Annotated in this window: 12 protein-coding genes; 7 read left to right on the forward strand and 5 right to left on the reverse strand. The window is 48.2% G+C overall.

Going from position 1 to position 21,106, the window contains the following annotated elements; genetic code table 11:
* Positions 1-285: 285 nt before the first annotated feature.
* Positions 286-5,019, reverse strand: a complete 4,734-nt coding sequence (locus tag ACOMHB_RS20710; RefSeq protein ID WP_448218035.1) for a hypothetical protein — start codon at positions 5,017-5,019, stop codon at positions 286-288.
* A 178-nt stretch (positions 5,020-5,197) separates the two neighbouring features.
* Here ACOMHB_RS20710 and ACOMHB_RS20715 point away from each other — a divergent pair, with 178 nt between their 5' ends.
* Positions 5,198-5,635, forward strand: coding sequence for a hypothetical protein (locus tag ACOMHB_RS20715; protein ID WP_448218036.1), 438 nt, complete (start codon positions 5,198-5,200; stop codon positions 5,633-5,635).
* Here ACOMHB_RS20715 and metE read toward each other — a convergent pair.
* Positions 5,616-7,901, reverse strand: coding sequence for a 5-methyltetrahydropteroyltriglutamate--homocysteine S-methyltransferase (metE, locus tag ACOMHB_RS20720; protein WP_448218037.1), 2,286 nt, complete (start codon positions 7,899-7,901; stop codon positions 5,616-5,618). The two genes, ACOMHB_RS20715 and metE, sit on opposite strands and share 20 nt — an antisense overlap.
* Positions 7,902-8,169: 268 nt before the next feature.
* Between metE and ACOMHB_RS20725 the strand changes: the two genes are divergently transcribed.
* Positions 8,170-9,123: a LysR family transcriptional regulator gene (locus ACOMHB_RS20725; protein ID WP_448218038.1), complete on the forward strand. Its 954-nt coding sequence runs from the start codon at positions 8,170-8,172 to the stop codon at positions 9,121-9,123.
* A gap of 21 nt (positions 9,124-9,144) precedes the next feature.
* On the opposite strand, the gene ACOMHB_RS20730 is transcribed toward ACOMHB_RS20725, so the two are convergent.
* The 3 genes from ACOMHB_RS20730 to ACOMHB_RS20740 all read right to left on the reverse strand — a co-directional run bounded on the left by ACOMHB_RS20730 (position 9,145) and on the right by ACOMHB_RS20740 (position 12,956).
* A complete protein-coding gene (locus ACOMHB_RS20730) occupies positions 9,145-10,734 on the reverse strand; it encodes an ATP-binding protein (protein ID WP_448218039.1) in 1,590 nt (529 codons plus the stop codon).
* A gap of 30 nt (positions 10,735-10,764) precedes the next feature.
* Positions 10,765-11,484 carry a winged helix-turn-helix domain-containing protein gene (locus ACOMHB_RS20735; RefSeq protein ID WP_448218040.1) on the reverse strand — a complete coding sequence of 240 codons (720 nt, stop codon included), beginning with the start codon at positions 11,482-11,484 and terminating at the stop codon, positions 10,765-10,767.
* A gap of 386 nt (positions 11,485-11,870) precedes the next feature.
* On the reverse strand, positions 11,871-12,956 hold the full coding sequence (locus ACOMHB_RS20740) for an IS630 family transposase (protein ID WP_448218589.1): 1,086 nt from the start codon (positions 12,954-12,956) through the stop codon (positions 11,871-11,873).
* Between the two features lie 151 nt (positions 12,957-13,107).
* On the opposite strand from ACOMHB_RS20740, the gene ACOMHB_RS20745 reads away from it, so the two are divergent.
* From ACOMHB_RS20745 to ACOMHB_RS20765, 5 genes are all read left to right on the forward strand, one after another.
* Positions 13,108-14,904 carry a hypothetical protein gene (locus ACOMHB_RS20745; protein ID WP_448218041.1) on the forward strand — a complete coding sequence of 599 codons (1,797 nt, stop codon included), beginning with the start codon at positions 13,108-13,110 and terminating at the stop codon, positions 14,902-14,904.
* A gap of 920 nt (positions 14,905-15,824) precedes the next feature.
* Positions 15,825-18,095 (forward strand): class 1a ribonucleoside-diphosphate reductase subunit alpha, encoded by a 2,271-nt coding sequence (gene nrdA / locus ACOMHB_RS20750; RefSeq protein ID WP_448218042.1) that lies wholly within the window; start codon positions 15,825-15,827, stop codon positions 18,093-18,095.
* Between the two features lie 100 nt (positions 18,096-18,195).
* Positions 18,196-19,326 (forward strand): class Ia ribonucleoside-diphosphate reductase subunit beta, encoded by a 1,131-nt coding sequence (nrdB, locus tag ACOMHB_RS20755; RefSeq protein WP_422135015.1) that lies wholly within the window; start codon positions 18,196-18,198, stop codon positions 19,324-19,326.
* A 52-nt stretch (positions 19,327-19,378) separates the two neighbouring features.
* The gene (yfaE, locus tag ACOMHB_RS20760) at positions 19,379-19,657 is read left to right on the forward strand and encodes a class I ribonucleotide reductase maintenance protein YfaE (RefSeq protein ID WP_317145406.1); all 279 of its coding nucleotides are present in this window, start codon (positions 19,379-19,381) and stop codon (positions 19,655-19,657) included.
* A 181-nt stretch (positions 19,658-19,838) separates the two neighbouring features.
* Positions 19,839-21,101 carry an alpha/beta hydrolase family protein gene (locus ACOMHB_RS20765; protein ID WP_448218043.1) on the forward strand — a complete coding sequence of 421 codons (1,263 nt, stop codon included), beginning with the start codon at positions 19,839-19,841 and terminating at the stop codon, positions 21,099-21,101.
* Positions 21,102-21,106 lie beyond the last annotated feature (5 nt).

Genomic DNA, 21,106 nt, shown 5'->3' on the forward strand with positions numbered 1-21,106 from the left:
CCAATGCCTGCAGCGAATCCCTAAACAACACCATCGCTAGCAGAATCAGTGATCGGACCATCGAGCAGGCAGCTTTTTTTTGTTGTGAGCGTCTCATAGATCCCGGCTAATAAAATCAGCTTCTGTGAATCCATTCGCTAGTGGAAAAAATTCGTACGTCATCCGGCTTAGGCCTGATGGTTCACGTTTGCGCTAGATTTTATAGCACCGCACTGGCAAGCTTGCCATAAACAGATTTGGCAGACAGTTTGTTTTTGGAAGCCTTATCAGACGACACAAGTCTTTTTAGAAAATACTCCCACACCCATCAAGCAACTCCAGTTCCTGACAACCCTGATAAACATCAGGATCAACATCGGATAATAAAGGGTCTTGCCTTTTTAACTGTTCTATTTTTCTGCACGCCCGTTGCCGCCATTCTTCCAGTATGCAGTCATCGGTATCGATTTTGGCTTTTTTAAGGAGGGTCACTGTATGCATAAGCTCCATTTCGCTCTCGTACTCCTCCAGTAAATTCAGTATTTCGGTGCCAAAAACTTCTGTCTGGTTGAGCTTTAACCATAAACTGCCAAACGCCTGTTTTTGTGGTTCCAATTCATTCTCTACCTGACATGCTTCAGCTTGCCTGAATTGAACGTTATCCAGTTTCTGCCATTGATCTGCGGTCAAATAATAGTGTTCAGATATCCCGGTGATTTTCAAAACAGTCCTGAACTGCTCTTCTGACCAGTTGCTGATAGTCATTTTTTCATCCTGTATTTCCAGCTGTGGCATTGGAAAGCGGTAGTTTTGAACTCTGCCACTTGGTAATTCAACCTCAAGCCATTGCCCTTTGACGGTAAAAGACATCTCATTGAGGTTCTGCATCAACACTGCAATATAACTCAGGGCCAACTGTTCTCCTGTTTGGATAAGACCGGAGACAGATATCTCAACATGGTTATTGTCGTTTGTTCGCATCCCGGACAGAAAGTGATCGGGAATATCGTTATTCCAGGGTAGAAGACTATGGGTTTTGAGCAGCGCTTCAAACAGTATCTGGATGCCTTCTTTGGTGATGTCATGGGTTTTTAGTTGCAGGCAGGCTTCAAGCAGCTTCTTTAACCAGTGGGAAGAATGCTCTTTGCTGAGTTTTTGCAGAGCACTCAACGAGGGAAACAGGTCGAATACAGCCCGGGCATGGCTGGCATCCAGAAAACGCAGCTGATCATCCTTTGTTAAGGGTTGCAGGATTTCCAGATAGAACCTTTGCATAGAGTCGAGTTTCAGTACCGCCGATAATGGTTGCAACCGGGCTGAGAAATGCTTCCATAGTCTTTTATCCGGCAATGACTTGAGCCGCTTGGCGAAATAGACAAAACGCTCCCTGTCTCCATCGGAAGAACACAGAAACATTGCTCTATTTAACACGCGCAAAGGCACGGCTTTCATTGAATGACGCCACAAAAAATGCCGATCCTGTTGATTAGCCTGAAGGTAGCGCCGGACGCTTTCCCCTCCGGAAGAAGATAAAAGCCCTATCAATGATTCAAGCATCAGAACCGTTTTAGTCTTTTTATGGAGTTGGCAGAACTGTTTTAAAACCGTCCATTTTAGTAACCAGTCTGGCTTAGGGGTGGAAAGATACAGAGTGACTGTTTTTATCTGGCGATTGCATTTGTCATCCTCTTCATTCTCTGAATCGCTATCGTATTGGTCATCTCCTTTATTATTCGAGTTGTTATGTCCTCCAGTAAATTCTGTAGACAGCCACTGTTTCAGTTGTCTTTCCTGATGTTGGAGCACTTCGGTAGCAGGTAGCCCTTCTGATCCCCAGAGCCTGGTCATAATTTGCAGTAGACTACGATTGGGTACCCTTCGATAACGTATCCAGCCCAGCATTTTTTTTACATGCTCATGTTTGGGCAAGCTCTTGCCATTATTTATAGACGAAATAGCGCGGAACAACTTCATATTGAACTGGTTATCCTTGTGTTTCCATTCCGGCCAGTTCAGTACCTCTTTCACTTCCCCATGTTTGAGCATGCCTTTTCTATGATTTATGGACGAGAAGGCGCGGAACAGCTCCATGTTGAACTCGCCATCCTTGTCTTTCCATTCCGGCCAGCCCAGCACCTCTTTCACTTGCTCATTTTTGAGCATTCCTCTGCCACTATTCGTGGACGAGAAGGCGCGGAACAGCTCCATATTGAACTCGCCATCCTTGTCTTTCCATTCCGGCCAGTCCAGCACCTCTTTCACTTGCTCATGTTTGAGCATGCCTTTGCCATGATTCATAGACGAGAAGGCGCGGAACAGCTCCATGTTGAACTCGCCATCCTTGTCTTTCCATTCCGGCCAGCCGAGCAACTCTTTCACTTGCTCATGTTTGAGCATTCCTCTGCCACTATTCGTGGACGAGAAGGCGCGGAACAGCTCCATAGTAAACTCGCCATCCTTGTCTTTCCATTCCGGCCAGCCCAGCACCTCTTTCACTTGCTCATGTTTGAACATGCCTCTGCCACTATTCGCGGACGAGAAGGCGCGGAACAGCTCCATATTGAACTCGCCATCTTTGTCTTTCCATTCCGGCCAGCCCAGCATCTGTTTCACTTGCTCATGTTTGGGCATGCCTTTGCGATTGTTCATAGACGAGAAGGCTCGGAACAGCTCCATAGTGAACTCACCATCCTTGTCTTTCCATTCCGGCCAGCCCAGTACCTCTTTGACTTCCTTTTGTTTGAGCATGCCTTTACCATTGTCCATGGATGAGAAGGAGCGGAACAGCTCCAGATTAAACTCGCCATCCTTGTCTTTCCATTCCGGCCAGCCCAGCAACTCTTTCACTTGCTCATGTTTGAGCATGCCTTTGCCATGATTCATAGACGAGAAGCAGCGGAACAGCTCCATACTGAACTCGCCAACCTTGTCGTTCCATTCCGGCCAGCCCACCACCTTTTTCACTTGCTCATGTTTGAGTATGCCTTTGCCACTATTAATGGATGAGAAGGAGCGGAACAGCTCCATATTGAACTCGCCATCCTTGTCTTTCCATTCCGGCCAGCCCAGCACCTCTTTCACTTGCTCATGTTTGAGCATGCCTTTGCCATGATTCATAGACGTGAAGAAGCGGAACAGCTCCAAACTGAACTCGCCATCCTTGTCGTTCCATTCCAGCCAGCCCAGTACCTCTTTCAATTCCCCATGTTTGAGCATGCCTTTGCAATGATTCATAGACGAAAAGGCGCGGAACAGCTCCATACTGAACTCGCCATCCTTGTCTTTCCATTCCGGCCAGCCCAGCAACTCTTTCACTTGCTCATGTTTGAGCATGCCTCTGCCACTATTCATAGATGTGAAGGAGCGGAACAACTCTATACTGAACTCGCCATCCTTGCCCTTCCATTCCGGCCAGCCCAGTACCTCTTTCACTACTTCATGTTTGGGCAAGCCCTGGCCATTGTTCATGGACGAAAAAGAGCGGAACAGTTCGATATTGAACTCGCCTTCCTTGTTTTTCCATTCCGGCCAGCCCAGTATTGCTTTCACTTCCTTTCGCGTGGGCACACCTTTGCAACTATTCATGGACGAGAAGGTAGTCAATACGTCCAGACTCGCTAAATATTCGAGTTCACTCTGGCTACGCTCTGCAAAACTACGGATATGTTTTTTTTTATTATTTAGCATACCGGTCAGCGTGCCTGTATTTTTGATAGTTTCAGAAGAGTGCCCAAAAAAAATGATCGCATTATCGAAGAAGTCATTAAATGAACCTCTCTCTACAAAGCTGAGGAGTTTATAAAAAGTGGACTTAACTGTGATGTTTTTTTTCTTGAATACCTCCATCAGGCTTTGTGCTTTTTCCAACGCTTCCTTGCTTAATTCGTACTTGATGTTTTCTTTTACTTTTTCCAATGAGTCATCGGGAATCTGAGTTTCTGTCGCTTTCTTTTTTTTGGCCGGTGGTGCAGCAGCTGCTTTTGATGTATTTCTCTTTCTACTCAAGCCCTTGTGTTTTTTTTGAGGAGGTTCCGATGAATCCGGCTCTGTTTCTTCCGGGTTTCGTCTTGCTCTTTTTTTACCATGAGTGCCCGACAGACACTTATTGCATAAAAACACTGAGGCAGTTGCCTCATTGGTTATTCGTCTTAATTCCTGTGTATTCAGTGCCCTGTTACACTTGGAACAAGTGACAACTGAACTTCCGGTATCCTGCTCAACCGAAGGTCCCAGTGGGTCATCATCTCCACGACCACTGCCGCCTCTCGAACCAGTTCCCCGGTCACGGGCAGCAGATTCGCTCATCTGGCCGGTCTGACCTGTTGTCGCAGTCGTTGATGCTTTGGTCGTTCGGGAGGGTGAATTCTTTTTCCCGTTACCCGTCTGTCGGCCAGAATATTTGCCAGAAACCATCTCACGGTAAACTCTGAGTTCCTGACCATTCTCTGCCAGCCATGTCTGAATCAGCCCCGGTTGAATCGTGCCAGGGTCTGACCTTTCCAGATCAAGAAGATCAGCTTCAATCACCATGATCCGGTCTGACAAAATCCGCGCCAGCGTGGTCTGGCCTGTCATAATTGTCCAATGTCGTTTGATTCGTAATATTAGAAGCAGTTGCTTTTTTTGCCGCAGACAAGTTTGGACAGGATCAGGAATAAGGGTAAGGTCAGGTTGGGGTTCTGGGTCAGGACTCCCGCTGTTTCCGTCAGGTGGCTTATCGCCGCCACCTCCCCCGCCAGCGCCCGTGGCGATCAGCATGTTGGAATTATTCACCAGGACTTCAAGGGGCTCAGCAACAAGATCAATGCGGTGTGTTGGCTTCATTGATAACACCGGGGAGAGAGGCCGCTTGAGAGACTGAAGAGGTCTGTTATTCGGCAGCAACTGCAGCAAACTGAGGGTGAACTGCATAAAATCAAACGGAAGAGGAATGGGCTGTTCAGGATCAAACAACTTATCGGTATACAAGAAATGTGCTGGCATCGGGCCTGAGCCGACCAGTTCCACGGCAGGCAGCGACTCCCCAAACATTATTGTCATTAGCAGAAGCAGTGATCGTACCCTCGAGAAGGCAGTTTTGCTTTTTTGTGAACGTTTCATAGATTCAGGCTTAAAATTTCAGAGATTAGTTTCTCTGAAGCGTCTATCTTTAGGCATGAATATATGTCACGAACAATGTCTCAGAGACGAAAACACTAAAATTAAGGACTTTTATTTGATGTCGAACAAGAATACTCAACACTTGGATAGCCTGTATCAGAAGTTCCTGATCATCCCCCTTATACTGCTGTTATCAGGGTGTTCAATGCCGGGCCGTAACAAAGAAGCTACCCAAACCCAATACCGGCTGGATACAAACCTGATCGTTGACGAGCGCCCCCTGGAGCCCCGGAGCCTTATCATTTCGGCGGACCAGGGAGCCACTGTCTATTTCGAGGATGCGGAAAAGGGCCGACTCTATAAAGTTTTCTACCTTGTCAAGCCTGGAGAGCAAGAGGGAGAGGTAGAAATTCTCACCGGTGTCCATGCCGAAGTGATGGCTCCCTCATTCCTGACTTATGAAGGGCAAGAGGCTTCCTACACCGCTTCCCCTCCAGAACTTCCCATTATTGAAGTCCAGGTCAAGGCATCACCGGTTAAGCCAGCTCATCCCTGAGTTCGTTAGCCACCTGCACCATATTGCTCAGAGCCGCTTCTACTTCGGGCCAATCACGGGTTTTAAGACCACAGTCCGGATTGACCCATAAACGTTGCGGCGGGATTTTTTCGGCGGCTTTCTTCATCAACTGTTTCATCCACTGTGACTCCGGAACATTAGGCGAGTGGATATCATAAACCCCCGGGCCGATCTCATTGGGGTATTCAAACTGTTCAAAAGCATCCAGTAACTCCATGTCAGATCTGGAGGTCTCAATGGTAATAACATCAGCATCCATTGCCGCGATGTATTCAATGATGTCATTGAACTCGCTATAACACATGTGGGTATGAATCTGGGTTTCATCCTGAACGCCACTGGCAGCAATCCTGAAGCTTTTTACTGCCCAGTTCAGATAGTCAGGCCAGTCTTCTTTGCGCAAGGGTAAACCTTCGCGAATCGCCGGCTCATCAATCTGGATGATGCCAATGCCCGCCTTTTCCAGATCCACGACTTCATCTCTGAGCGCCAGAGCAAGTTGCAGGCAGGAAACACTTCGATCGACATCTTCCCGCAGGAAAGACCAGCAGAGTATTGTTACCGGACCTGTGAGCATACCCTTCATCCACTTACTGGTCTGGTCTTGGGCAAAGCGACTCCAGTTCACGGTCATGGGCTCTGGTCTGGAAACATCACCAATGATGATGGGAGGTTTTACACAGCGACTGCCATAGCTTTGAACCCAGCCATTGCTGGTAAAGGCAAAACCATTGAGCTGCTCTCCAAAATACTCGACCATGTCATTACGTTCGGCTTCGCCATGAACCAGAACATCGAGTCCCAGTGCCTCCTGCCTGGCAACAGTGTCCAGAATCTCCTTCTGCATGGCTGCTACGTAGTCACGCTTACTCAACTCACCTTTTCTGAATAAACGACGCTGCTTTCTGATAGCAACCGTCTGAGGAAAAGAGCCGATTGTGGTAGTTGGAAACAACGGTAATTTAAGTCTGGATGCCTGAACGACAGCTCTTTTTTCATAAGGCAGGTTTCGCTGGTCATCGCCACTGCTGATTCCGGCAACCCGCTTCTGAACAGCCTTATTGTGTATCCTTGATGACTGACTCCGGGTTTCAATCGCTCGATCCGAAGTAGCCAGAGCAGCCTGAACCTCGGGGCTCTGATTGCCTGAAAGCAAGCTGGCTATGGTTGCTACTTCCTGACACTTCTGAACGGCAAAGGCAAACCAGGATTTCAACTCATCATCCAGATCTGTTTCACATTCAAGATCAACCGGCGTATGCAGAAGTGAACAACTGGGGGCAACCCAGAGACGGTTACCCAGACGCTCACTGGCTTCCTGAAGTTTACTGACTATAGAACGGATATCCGCTTTCCAGATATTTCTGCCGTTCACGACACCAGCTGAAAGCACTTTGTAGGAAGGCAGCCTGTCAAGGATTGCTGTCAGTTGCTCAGCATCACGAACCAGATCAATATGCAGCCCCTCAACGGGTAGATTGACTACAGTCGTCGTTGTGCCATTAAGACCTCCAAAATAGGTCGCCAGCAGGATCTTCAGATCTTTGCCTTGCAGCCTGTTGTAGGTGGACTCAAAAGCCTGATGCCACTCGGTAGGAAGATCCAGTAACAGGATAGGCTCATCAATTTGAACCCACTCAACACCCAGTTTGGCCAGCTCATTGAGTACCTGTCCATAGACCTCTATAACATCATCCAGCAGTTCCAGACGATTAAACGCTTCTCCTTTTACCTTCCCAAGCCACAGCCAGGTAAGTGGACCTATCAGTGTTGGCTTGACCTTAAATCCTGCGTCCAATGCTTCGCGGGTCTCGCGAATAATTTCTGTAGACGACAGCTTTAAGGTCTGGCCTTTGTGCAACTCCGGAACAATATAGTGATAGTTGGTATCAAACCACTTGGTCATCTCACACGCTGCTGCCGGAGTCCCGCCAGGTGCCCTGCCCCGGGCCATGCGAAACAGGGTGTCAACATCTTCACAGTCAGAATCTGCACCAAACCGTGCCGGAACAGCGCCCAGCATGAGTGAGTGACTCAACATCTGATCGTACCAGGCAAAATCACCAACCGGGATCAGATCCAGTCCGGCTTTCTTTTGCACAGCCCAGTGCTGCAATCTGAGGCGTTTACCTTCTTCTAACAGCCTTTCTTTACTCAGTTCACCCTTCCAGTAGGCTTCCTGCGCTTTTTTCAACTCGCGATTGGCGCCGATGCGTGGAAAGCCACCGCTGTGTGAAATTGCCATAACCGGATTCTCCAGAGCATCCACTCTTGTTGATTTAGAGAGATTTGTTCATCCCATGGCGACGACAAACTACCCTGCCGCTCATGGCTTCCTGTTGTTTATGCGAAAACTGCCGTAGTTGCGAAGTCATTGTCATCACACCCGGCTGCTCATGGAGTATGAGTCTGGCTCACAAAAAAAGTTGAATCAAACTCATTTTACTAATGATAAAAGTGAAGAAAATTGATAATCTTTTGAAAATCAACCTCCGTACGAAACATGGCTTATCATGACAACCAACATAGGATTGGAACTGAGGCACCTGAAAACACTGCTTGCTCTAAAGCAGACCGGGAGCCTGGTTGAAGCAGCCAGAAGCCTGCATCTGACTCAGTCAGCCCTGTCTCACCAGATTAAGGAACTTGAAGCCCGGATTGGCATGGAGTTATTCATCCGTAAAACCCGTCCTCCCAGATTTACATCAGCCGGTCTGCGTATCCTGCAGTTGGCAGATGAACTTCTTCCCCAGCTAAGGCACGCTGAGCAAGACCTGTTCAGGTTGGCAGGGGGAGAGTCCGGACGCCTCAACATTGCCATTGAGTGTCACAGCTGTTACCAATGGCTGATGCCAACCATTGACGCCTATCGCCAGCAATGGCCGGAAGTCGAAATGGACTTTGCCACCGGCTTCAACTTTGCCCCCTTACCCGCTTTATCCAGAGGAGAGCTGGATCTGGTGGTTACCTCTGACCCGATAGATATTCCTGGTCTGACGTATATCTCGTTGTTTCGCTATGAGATGTTACTGGCTCTCTCCAGACAACATTACTTGCTGGAAAAGGAGTGGATTGAGCCTGCTGATCTCGAAGCAGAAACACTGATTATCTACCCCATTGATCACAACCGGCTTGATATCTTCAATCGCTTTCTGGATCCGGATGACGTAGAACCCAGCCAGGTCAGAACCGTTGAGTTGACCCTGATGATGTTGCAGCTGGTTGCCAGTCAGCGCGGCGTTTGTGCACTGCCTAACTGGGCTTTGGCGGAATATCTTGAAAAAGATCATGTAGCAGCGAGAAAGCTGGGCAGTGGAGGTCTCTGGTCAACACTCTATGCGGGTATCCGGGTGGAACAGAAAGAACAACCCTACATCGCCGACTTTCTGGAAACAGCCAGGGAAACCTGCTTCAAAACGTTATCGGGAATTCTTCCAGCCATATCGGAAAAAACCTTAAAGCCGTGATGGAAGGAAACAAACAGGCGGTTAGCGTCTTTGTTTACGAGGCAAAACCAGACTGAACCGGGCACCACCCAGAGGGCTGTGACTGACCATTGCCCGACCGTTATGCCAGTACATAATTCGCCTCACAATAGAAAGTCCAAGGCCGTAGCCACCTGATTTTCTGGTACGACTGTCATCCAATCTTGAAAACGCTGAAAAGACCCGATCCCATTGATCCTCTGGAATACCGGGACCATCATCATCCACATCAACTCGACAGGTGTCCTGTGTTGCGGAAAACCTGACCTCCAGTTTACTGTCTGCGTAGCGACAGGCATTACCCACCAGATTCTGGATGGCCCGGTGCATGTAGCGACGATCAATGTCTGCAAAACGGCGTGGATCCAGTATATTGCAGGGAACATGCTCAATCGCCACACGATCCTGAAGACGCTTGTGCTCACCAACGACCTGACCAATGACCTTATCGACATCATGCCGCTTGAAACGCACCTCGGGCGCACCCTGTTCAAGATTGGCATAGGTCAGAATCTCATCCACCAGGTTATCCAGTTCCTGAATATCCTTATCCATACCTTCTAACTGATGATCTCTTTCTTCAGGCGTTCTGGCATCGGCCACCAGGTCCAGACCAAACCTGAGTCGGGCGACAGGTGTCCTTAACTCGTGTGAGACGCCTCTGATCATTTCTTTTTGCAGGCTCAACAGTCTCTGGATATGACCTGCCATGGCATTAAATGCCTGAGCCAGACGACCAATGGAGTCGGCACCATACAGAGAGACCCGGACATCAAAGTCGCCATGACTGAAACGTGTCGCTGCTCTCTCAAGCTTGCGCAGACGTTTCTCCATTCCCCGAACCAGGATGTAAATGGCCAAACTCAGGGAAGTCAACACGAACAAACCAATGGTCAGCATCAGCTTGAAAGGATAAGGGTTCAGCAACCCTAATGGCCCCATTCTGAGCAGTCGGGTTTCATCCGGCAGGCTTGTGTAGATAGATACCGTCTGTGCCTCATCATCCAGCAGCATCATCACGCTGCCTTCACGAAGCTGCTCCTGCTGCACAGGGAGCAATCGAGTCTGGGAAGGTTCCACCAGATGAACAGGGTAACTGAAACTATTGACAGACAACTCTTTCAGTTTGTCTGCTCTGCTTGCGACAGGAAAACGCATCAATTTAGCTTTCAGAAGACTGAGAGTACCACTGGCTGTTTGTTCTGATATAGACGACACCACACCTTCCAGAAGGATATCTCCCTCCAGAGGTGTCAGAACCAGAGCTCTGTTCTGATCCAACATGCGAACCCAGATGCCACCAGGCTTCAAAGATTTGAACTGTTCCTGATCAAGCCCTGACTCTTCCAGACTCACCAGCTCGAAGGGAATAGCAAGACGCTCTCCCCAGTCTTCCAGCCAGGAGTTACGTTCAGCTTCAGGCAAGGTTTCAACCGTCTCTGCGATCAGACGAAAGGTGCCCCTGACCATATCTTCTCGATAGTCAGCCTGTCTCATCCCATTGATCAGCGTGACGGAAATACCTGACAGAACAGCGACGAGCACCAGCGTAAACAGGAGCCCTCCGTATATACGTAAGAAAATACTACTCACAGGCTTCTCTACTTAAATAGCTCAGAGCACTTATTCACTTTTAACGAAGAGGTAACCTTTACTGCGAACGGTTTTGATCAAACGGGGATGCATGGGATCATCGCCAATCTTGGGTCGAATACGGGACACCCGAACATCAATGGAGCGATCCTGCCCGTCGTACTCTATACCACGCAGTTGAGAGAAAATTTCTTCCCGGCTCAAAACCCGACCCGCATTGGAGCAAAGCAACCACAACAGATCAAACTCGGCACTGGTTAACTCTACACTCACATCCTTCAGCCAGGCTTCTCGCATAGAGTTATCCACAACCAATGGACCAAACGTCAGGCGGCTGCTGCCTTGCTCTTCCTGTTCTTCCATGGGGACCTGATTTCGGCGCAGCAAAGCCCGGATTCTCGCCAACAGCACTCTCGGACGTACCGGTTTGGCAACATAATCGTCTGCACCCATTTCCAGCCCCAGAACTTCATCCAGGTCATCGGTCCGTGCGGTCAGCATCAAAATTTGTCCAGCGTAATGTCCGCGAACACGGCGACAGATGGAAACACCATCTTCTCCTGGCAGCATCAAATCCAACACCACCAGATCGGGACGCTCTTCAAGAATACGATTAACCGCTTTACCACCATCACCTTCTATAGAGACCGAGAGTCCATTGTTCTCAAGATAGTCCCTGGTGAGTGTGGCCAACCGCTCATCGTCCTCAACTATCAGGATTCGACCTGTTTCTGAATTCTCCACAGCCAAACTTCCAAAGATTATAAAAATGAAGACTACAAGCCCGAAGCTAATTGCCAGGCTCAGCTGACGGATACTACTACAGCATTGCTTTAGAGTCCCTAGGTGACCTGAAAATTCCCCAAAAGGTCATTTTCCTGCCCTGAACGCTGATGACCGACTGGGTCAGTCATGAGCCTCTAACATGCGTTTTTTTTCGGTCACTCACATCATGGAAATCCTGCCGTGGTTTTCATTCGGCTCGTTCAGAAAAGATCACGAGGAATTGTGTCAAAACCTCCAGTCATTACCCTCGTAAATAGTATACAGAGGAAGACACAGGCCTAATGGTTGCAATGATTACCTGGAGCGAAATTATCGTAGCAGACAAGTGAAGCACCTCTGCTGTTTTGCAGCTAGTGTAGTGCGTCGTTCTTTTTGCAACTTAACCGGCGATTAGCCCGAACGACTTTTTCTAAGATATCATTTGCCTTAGCAGTCCAGATAAACGGCTTTGGATTTTGATTATGCTTTTCAATATATTCATCAATCGCACTGACTAGCTGTGGCACACTGACAAACACACCACGGCGTAAACGCTGACTCGTGAGATCCCGAAAAAATCTCTCAACCATGTTTAACCATGATGCTGACGTTGGCGTAAAGTGCATATGAAAACGAGGATGTTTTTCCAGCCATTCTCGCACCTTCGGGTGTTTGTGAGTCGCATAGTTGTCGCAAATCAGGTGCAGCTCTTTGTCTTTTGCCGTTTCCCTATTTATCTGTTTAAGAAACTTCAACCATTCCACATGGGTATGACGCTGCTGGCACTGACCGATGACAGCACCATCAAGTACATTCAGTGCTGCAAAGAGAGTGGTTGTACCATGTCGTTTATAATCATGAGTCATTGTTGCGGCACGCCCTTTCTTCAACGGTAAGCCAGGCTGTGTTCGATCGAGTGCCTGAACCTGACTTTTTTCATCACAGCACAGCACCAACGCATGTTCAGGAGGAGACAGATAGAGTCCGACAATATCTTCAAGCTTCTCCACAAATTTCGGGTCTCGGGACACCTTGAATGTCTTTTCCAGGTGAGGCTTGAGGCCATATGCATGCCATATCCGGCGAACACTTCTCTCACTGATACCGCTAACAGCAGCCATAGTTCGGGTGCTCCAGTGAGTGGCATTTTCCGGAAGGGTGTTTGTGGTCAGACTCACAATCTCAGCAGCATCAATCTTCTTTTTACGGCCACTGCGAGCTCGATCCTGTTCAATCCCGGAGAAGCCTTCCTGAGCATATCGGTCACGCCAGCGGCTGACCTGATGACGACCGATCTTCAGTATTTGCGCAATCTCAAGATTGCTTTTTCCTTCTGCAGAGAGAAGAACAATCTGGGCACGGCGGGCCAAGCGAAGAGGGCAAGTATTTGATGAAGTAATCTTTCTGAGTCGTATTTCTTCAGAAGCATCAAGTATTATCTCTGTGGCAACTCGCATAGTAAAAACAGGCAGTGGTTGGAATAACATCCATAGTAGACCGTTAGGAGTCTTTATGTACTGTTAATTAGGTCGCACTACACTAGTCTTGCTGAGGTTTGCAAACATCAGAAAATGCTAAAAAGCAGAATAAGTTTAAGAGGACTTAAAAATGAGTAACATAGCCAGATCGATGGCATTGATTTTATTTTTGACGGCACTGTCACTAGTTGCAGGTGGTAATGGGACACTCGTTAATATCGATGAAAATCCGGTCTGCACTACTATTTCGAGCCAGAGAGTACTTTATTTATGGAAAGCACAGACCCATCCCCTTGCTCATTCAGCCAAAATGGTAAAAAGTCAGGAACTGGTATCACTTGGCATAGACCAACAACTTACTGCCAGTATTGCCGAAGACGAAAAATCAACTCACTATCAAGGTACTACATGGGCCCGTGATAACAACATGATGGCTGTTGATCGGGTGCTCTTACAGCCAGAGGCTCTGGAGGTCGTTGGTAACATCCTGCTTGCATTTGCCAACCGTCAGGTAAACAAACTGGAACCCGACAGTAACACAAGCTTTCCGGGTTTCCAGCACAATAATCTGGGAGCACTCCCAATCGTTCTGGTAAACAATCCCATTCACTTTATCATTGAACGGGTTATCAGGCGAAAATATCTCACCCAAGTACAGGAATTCTTTGATCAACACCCCCACTTGTTATTCGGGGTGCAATTACCCGAATTATTTACTCTGGATGTCGAAAGGGCAATTACTTATGTCAAGATAACAGCTCCCGAAAAACTGAAAGCGCAAGTCACAGCGGTATATCAGCATATTGAAAACTTGAAAAAAACAACGCCGACCGCACTGCAATTCAAGTTTCCAAAACCCAGTTTCCTGTTGGCTAACTATATAAACGAAAATTTGGACAGGTTGACACCAGGCACCACTGACCCGGAAATCAATATACTCGCGCTCTGTGGCAAATACCTCAAAACGCTGGCGACTGACGACCCGTCGGAGGCACAAGCCAAGGGTCATCAGTTAACACCCATGATTGCAAGAGCACTTATCTACGTTTACACCAATGTTATGGATGAGCAGGGGCTGCCTGTCGGGGCTGACTACCTTGATATTTTTAATGACTTCCTCGCCGACAGCTGTCTGCTGACCAATGCGTCAATTCTTCTTGATGGCCTGAAAAGTCTCCAGAGTGCTTCGAACTATCTTGATAATGCTGCGTTCAAGCAGGAATTGATCAGGGCTAGCCCATATCTGCCACCGTTGCTTAAGTCGCTGACAGATTCAGTGACCAGTGTTGAAACAATGCTTTTCAGTTTAAGTCAGCAGCTACAAAATAATCTGAGAACCCATTTACTCTTTGATGCCAACCAACAATTTAGCCCCCGCTGGTTTGTGCGCAGCAAGCATAAGGCCAGCAACCCCACGCAACCAGGCTTGATCATTAAAGATATGATTGCTCAAAGAGAAGCGCTACCGGACGCACAAAAATTCAAAGATGGCAGCATCACAGACCCTTTCGGTCTGGCCTGGGCCATCATTTCCGGTGCGGTACCTCAGGAAAATTATCCGGATGTCGCCGATCTGTTTGAGGAATTCTACAACAATGATGGTCAGTTATTTATCCCTATGGGCAACAGCGGTCCGAATGAGCACTTAATGAGAGCAAATAATGGCTACACATTATGGCCCGATAAAATACTGCGCTGCGGCATTGCCCTTATGGATATGTACAATACCACCGATGATGCGCGCTACCTCTCTCTGGCGCAGAAGATACATGACAAAGTGTCAAGGCTTGAGAATTTCAATGAGTATTACCTGAAGGATCCAGCAACAGGATTGTTCGTGCCTTCCGGCGCTGAAAACCAGGGGTGGCATGTGTTCACTTACTATCAGCTATCAGATATGCTCAATAACAGTCCTATTGAAAAATGAGCGGATAGGGAATAATCCCTGAACGCTCATGACTGGCAGAGCCTGGGGTGTGGCCGCAGATTTTCAGTGCTTGCCATTGAGCCTGAACTGACTTGGGAGTGATCATCGGTACCCTCGCTTATCCAGAGACGCCTGGTTACCGGTGGTCAGGCAAGAAGTCCCAGAGTTAATAAGCTAAACGGAGCAAATCGCGCCCTGCAACGGAGCAGGGATGGTATTCTTCGACTTGGTTCCGGGGATTTTCACGGTAAACCTGGCATTTGTAAAACACTCGATGTTGTGGGTTACACCGTTTTGGTGCGTCTTTTCGAATACTACCTATTTCTTATTGATTTATACTTATTTATGACTTTTTATTATATATAGAGTCTGGCCTGTGTCGGCAGATCTGTAGAATACTGAAAGCCGTGTCAGCAAAAGCAGTCAGGCCGTTTGCAAGCACTAACACTGCAAAAAACTCACAAGTTATACACAATTTTTCCACTAAATTTCCAACTTGAACTTCTGCTAATAGCGCATTATCTTGTGTATATAAAAGGTCGCCACACAACATATTGTGTTGTTTAGTCGGGCAGTTAACCAGATAGTTAAATGAAATGGCTGGTGCGTGCTCATTACATATTAGATAGTGTGCCGAACTGAAAGACAGAATCTGTGAAGTCGCTAACGAAAGGGATTTGTGGCGCAGGCGCTGCGGTATCAGGGAAGAAAAGCTGACAGGTCACTCAGGACAGCATCTGACTCCTGAACACACCTCTTCGAGACGTTTTTACTGCGGGATCAGTGACCTGCAGATTTTTCTCGGCTCAACCCTCTGCGACACAACTCCTGCACCCAAGACAGGGGCTGGCATTCAGTAGTAGCCGAAACATAAAAATACAATATCTTGAGTTTTATTTTTTTACTGGTAAGGACTTTTAATGAACAAAGATATCCTGGTCACCAAGCGCGATGGAGACAAGGAGCAGCTTGATCTGGAGAAGATCCACAAGGTTATCACCTGGGCTGCTGAAGGACTGAACAACGTTTCCGTTTCCGAAGTTGAACTTAAATCACAAATCCAGTTCTACGATGGCATACAGACCACAGATATCCACGAAACACTGATCAAGTCAGCCGCTGACCTGATCTCCGAACAGGCTCCTGACTACCAGTATCTGGCAGCTCGTCTGGCCATCTTCCATCTGCGCAAAAAAGCCTACGGCCAGTTCGAGCCACCTGGACTCTACGACCACGTTGTCAAACTGGCAGAAATGAAGAAGTACGACGCTCATCTTCTTCATGATTACAGTGAAGCTGACTTCAATGCCATGAATGGCTTTATCGATCACAGGCGTGACATGGACTTCAGCTACGCTGCCGTTAAACAGCTGGAAGGCAAATATCTGGTTCAGAACCGGGTCACTGGTGAATACTATGAAAGCCCCCAGATGCTTTACATGCTGATCGGTGCCTGCCTGTTTGCCAGCTACCCTGAAGAGACCCGACTGGATTACATTGAGCGTTTCTACAAGGCTGTCTCTACATTCAAGCTTTCTCTGCCAACACCAATTATGGCCGGTGTTCGCACACCTACCCGCCAGTTCAGTTCCTGTGTATTGATTGAGTGCGGTGACTCGCTGGATTCTATCAATGCGACATCCAGCGCCATCGTTAAGTATGTTTCCCAACGTGCAGGCATTGGCATCAATGCCGGCGGTATTCGTGCCATTGGCAGCCCGATCCGTAACGGTGAAGCTTTCCATACAGGCTGTATTCCTTTTTACAAGCACTTCCAGACAGCCGTTAAGTCCTGCTCACAGGGGGGGGTTCGTGGCGGCGCAGCGACTCTTTTCTACCCGATCTGGCACTATGAAGTTGAGAATCTGCTGGTTCTGAAGAATAACCGGGGTGTTGAAGAAAATCGTGTTCGTCATCTGGATTACGGCGTTCAGTTCAACCGCCTGATGTATCAGCGCCTGATCACAGGTGGCAACATCTCTCTGTTTTCTCCGATTGATGTTCCGGGATTGTACGATGCTTTTTTTGAGGATCAGGAAAAGTTCGAAGCGCTCTACGTCAGGTACGAACAGGATCCTGACATCCGCAAAAAGACTCTGAAAGCAGTAGAGCTTTTCTCCCTGTTTGCATCCGAGCGTGCCAGTACCGGTCGTATTTACCTGCAGAATGTTGACCACTGCAACACTCACAGCCCATTCGACCCGACAGTAGCTCCGGTTCGCCAGAGCAACCTCTGCCTGGAAATTGCACTGCCTACCAAACCTCTCGAGCACGTAATGGATGAGGAAGGTGAAATCGCACTGTGCACCCTGGCTGCTTTCAATCTGGGTAAGCTTGATAGCCTGGACGAACTGGAAGAGATGAGTAACCTTCTGGTTCGTGCGCTGGATAACCTGCTGGACTATCAGGATTATCCTCTGCCAGCGGCTTACAATGCCACCATGGCACGCCGCCCTCTGGGAATTGGCGTGATCAACTTTGCCAACTACCTGGCTAAAAACGGTGTTCGTTATTCTGATGGCTCAGCCAACGGTCTGACTCATAAAACCTTTGAAGCTATTCAGTACTATTTGCTGAAAGCTTCTAACCAGCTGGCAAAAGAGAAAGGCACCTGTACCAAGTTCCATGAGACTACATACTCTCAGGGCATCCTGCCTGTAGATACCTACAAGAAGGACCTGGACGAAGTCTGCAGCGAAGAACTTCACCTGGATTGGGAAGCTCTGCGCAGCGAGATCAAGAATCACGGTCTGCGTAACTCAACACTGACTGCCCTGATGCCTTCCGAGACTTCATCTCAGATCAGTAACGCCACCAATGGCATTGAACCGCCACGTGGCTATGTCAGCGTCAAGGCCAGTAAGGACGGTATCCTGAAGCAGGTGGTACCAGACTTCGAAGAGCTGCGTAACAGCTATGAACTGCTATGGGATATCAACAGTAACGACGGTTACCTGCAGCTGGTTGCGATCATGCAGAAGTTTGTTGACCAGACCATTTCGGCCAACACCAACTACGATCCTGCTCGTTTCGAAGGTGGCAAGGTACCTATGAAACTCCTTCTTAAAGACCTTCTGACAGCCTATAAGCTGGGTGTGAAGACCCTTTACTATCACAACACCCGTGATGGTGCGTCGGACGGCCAGGAAGAAACAGATGACGGCTGTGCAGGCGGCGCTTGTAAAATTTGACGAAAGTCGGAACCGGGACACTGAAACAGTGTCCCACTTATAACAGAGTTAACAGCAACTGGACGAGGCCGGCCCTTCCTGGCCCAGAAGCAGAGAGAACATGAGCTACTCGACTTTCAACCAAGAAAAGTTCAATGCCACTCAGGAACCTATGTTTTTTGGACGGGGTGTTAACGTCTCCCGTTATGATGTCCAGAAACACCCGATCTTTGAAAAGCTGATCGAAAAACAGCTTTCATTCTTCTGGCGCCCGGAAGAGGTGGACTTATCAACCGACCGCAGTGACTTCGCTCATCTGCCAGAACATGAAAAACACATCTTCCTGAGCAACCTTAAATATCAGACCCTGCTGGACTCTGTACAAGGTCGCTCACCCAATGTCGCCCTGCTGCCCATTGTTTCCCTGCCTGAGCTGGAAACCTGGATTGAGACCTGGGCCTTTAGTGAGACGATTCACTCTCGCTCTTACACCCATATTATTCGTAACATCATCACCGAACCTTCCGTGGTTTTTGATGATATTGTGAATAACGAGGCCATTGTCAAAAGGGCAGCAGACATCACCCGTTACTACGATGACCTGATCGAAGGAATCTGCCAGCTCAACATGCTGGGTGAAGGCACTCACCAGATCAAAGGTAAGGAAGTACTGGTTTCCGTCAGGGATCTGAAGCGAAAACTTTACCTGACCCTGGTATCAGTCAACGTTCTCGAAGCCATTCGTTTCTACGTCAGCTTTGCCTGCAGCTTTGCTTTTGCTGAGCGCTCCACTATGGAAGGCAATGCAAAAATCATCAAACTGATCGCCCGTGACGAAGCCCTGCACCTGACCGGCACCCAGCACATCCTGCAAATCATGGCCGAAGGTAAAGACGATCCGGAAATGGCTGAGATTGCTATTGAGCTTCAGGCAGAAGCCAGACAAATCTTTATTGCTGCTGCTGAACAGGAAAAAGAATGGGCTGAATACCTGTTCCAAAATGGCTCAATGATTGGTCTGAACAAAGACATTCTCAGTCAGTACGTGGAATACATCACAAATCAGAGAATGGTAGCCCTGGGCTTTGAACCCGCTTTCCCATCCCGTCAGAACCCCCTGCCCTGGATGAATAGCTGGCTCAATAGCGACGCTGTTCAGGTAGCACCTCAGGAAGTGGAAGTCAGCTCTTACCTGGTGGGCCAGATTGATAACGAAGTCCAGACCGATGACTTCAGCAACTTCTCACTGTAAGAGAGATAATAAGGTGGCCGGAAGACTGGCCACCTTTCACCGGGAGACCCTCATGGCCAACATCGTCAAGATACTGGATGGCTTCAGCTTTATTTCCAGAAGTGATCTCAACTTGCTGGAAGCGCTTGAATCACAGAAGGTGGATATTGAATACCAATGTCGTGAGGGATTCTGTGGTAGTTGTCAGGTTGAACTGGTGGCTGGTGAAGTGGAATACTTTGCTGAGCCCGTCGCTTTTGTCCCCGATGGAAAAATCCTGCCCTGTTGCTGCCATGCCAAAAGCGACCTCACTATTGAGATCCCCGGTGGCTGTCATATAAAAAAAGAGTAATGACCGGAAAAAAGCAGACCTCTTTTTAATAAAAAGAATTTAAACTTAATTTTATATAACTATTAAAAATAAAAAACGTTTTGCCTTACCCCCAATCAACCAGTCGCCTCCCTGAACTAAAGCACTCTTGCTCTGTCTAATACTTTATAAGCGGCAGAGTTTTCAGGGAGGAATCGTAACTATGACAGGAAAATTGGCATCACTGCACCCTCGTTTTATGCTGCTTATTCTTCTGGTCAGCGTATTGCCAACGCCTGGATTAAGCCATAACGCATTCGCTGTGGGCGACAGTCCTGAGGATTATCAGGCAGGATTTCTCAAAACAGACGCCCCTTTGTCTGTTCTCAACCTGAAATATCCTCGCCCGGCAGACAGCATTCCTTACGTTGGGCCTTTTGATCCTGAAAAGCTCAATTTCAACAAGATCCCGGAATCCGACCCCATTCGACGTTACATCCATTCTCGTGCCGAAAGAGAAAACGTTAAGCGCTGGTATCGCGACAATGTTCAGTTTATGGATGAAGAAGTGGCCAGGATGGCTGAGTTCAGGCAGCGCCTGAAAGCACTCTATCCCTATGCATTTGCCAGTTACCTGTCTTATCGCTACAAAGTTAGCAGTGACAAAGCGGGTACCAAAGAGGCTCTTGAAGATCGCCTGACTTACATTCAGTATCGCAACGCAGTCAAGACAGATGTCCCTGAAAAATGGCTGACACAGGGAGTATTTGACACCCGACGCGAAACAAACCGAATCCATGACCACAAGGATTCCGGGCTGAAAGCCAGAGTTCTACTCCACACCTCACAAAAGAAGATTCTCATAGCTTTCACCGGGACAGAATTTGACAGCCTTAACTCTCTGACTAACGCAGTCTGGACACAGGGTGGCTACGGATATGGCTATCTGGCTCAGATCACCTCCAGCTTATACCGCTTCATCACTGGCAGCGGTTATTTTCCACTGGAAGTCCCCATGCTGAGAAGAGCCCTGGAGCTCACTGTCGATCTTTATGAGCACTACCCTGACCATGAGTTTGAGCTGACGGGTTCTTCTCTGGGTGGCGCAATCGCCCAATATGTTTCGTTTAAAACTCGATTCAAGGCAGTGGTATTTAACAGTCTTGCCCTGAACTCAGCCATCTACTGGCAAGTTCAAAACGAAGAACCTGACCTGAGACCCGAAGCTCTGATCACTCATGCTTATCTGGACGGAGAGCTCTTGAACGATACCCTTCAGGGACATTTTATCCAGGGTCCGGCTCACGCAATCTATGCCCAGGGCAGCCTTCCTGTTGAAGGGCTGGAGATCCCCGTACCCGCTTCTGAGAAGTCGCTGCATGGATTAGCTCAGTTCTGGTCTCGACACCTTGCCAGTGGACTGCTCAGAGCGCTTGAAGCCAACATCCAGCTTAACCTTCCACCACTGCAGCCGGGTCAGTCATAGGCCTG

It is taken from the genome of Endozoicomonas sp. 2B-B (genome assembly GCF_053470045.1).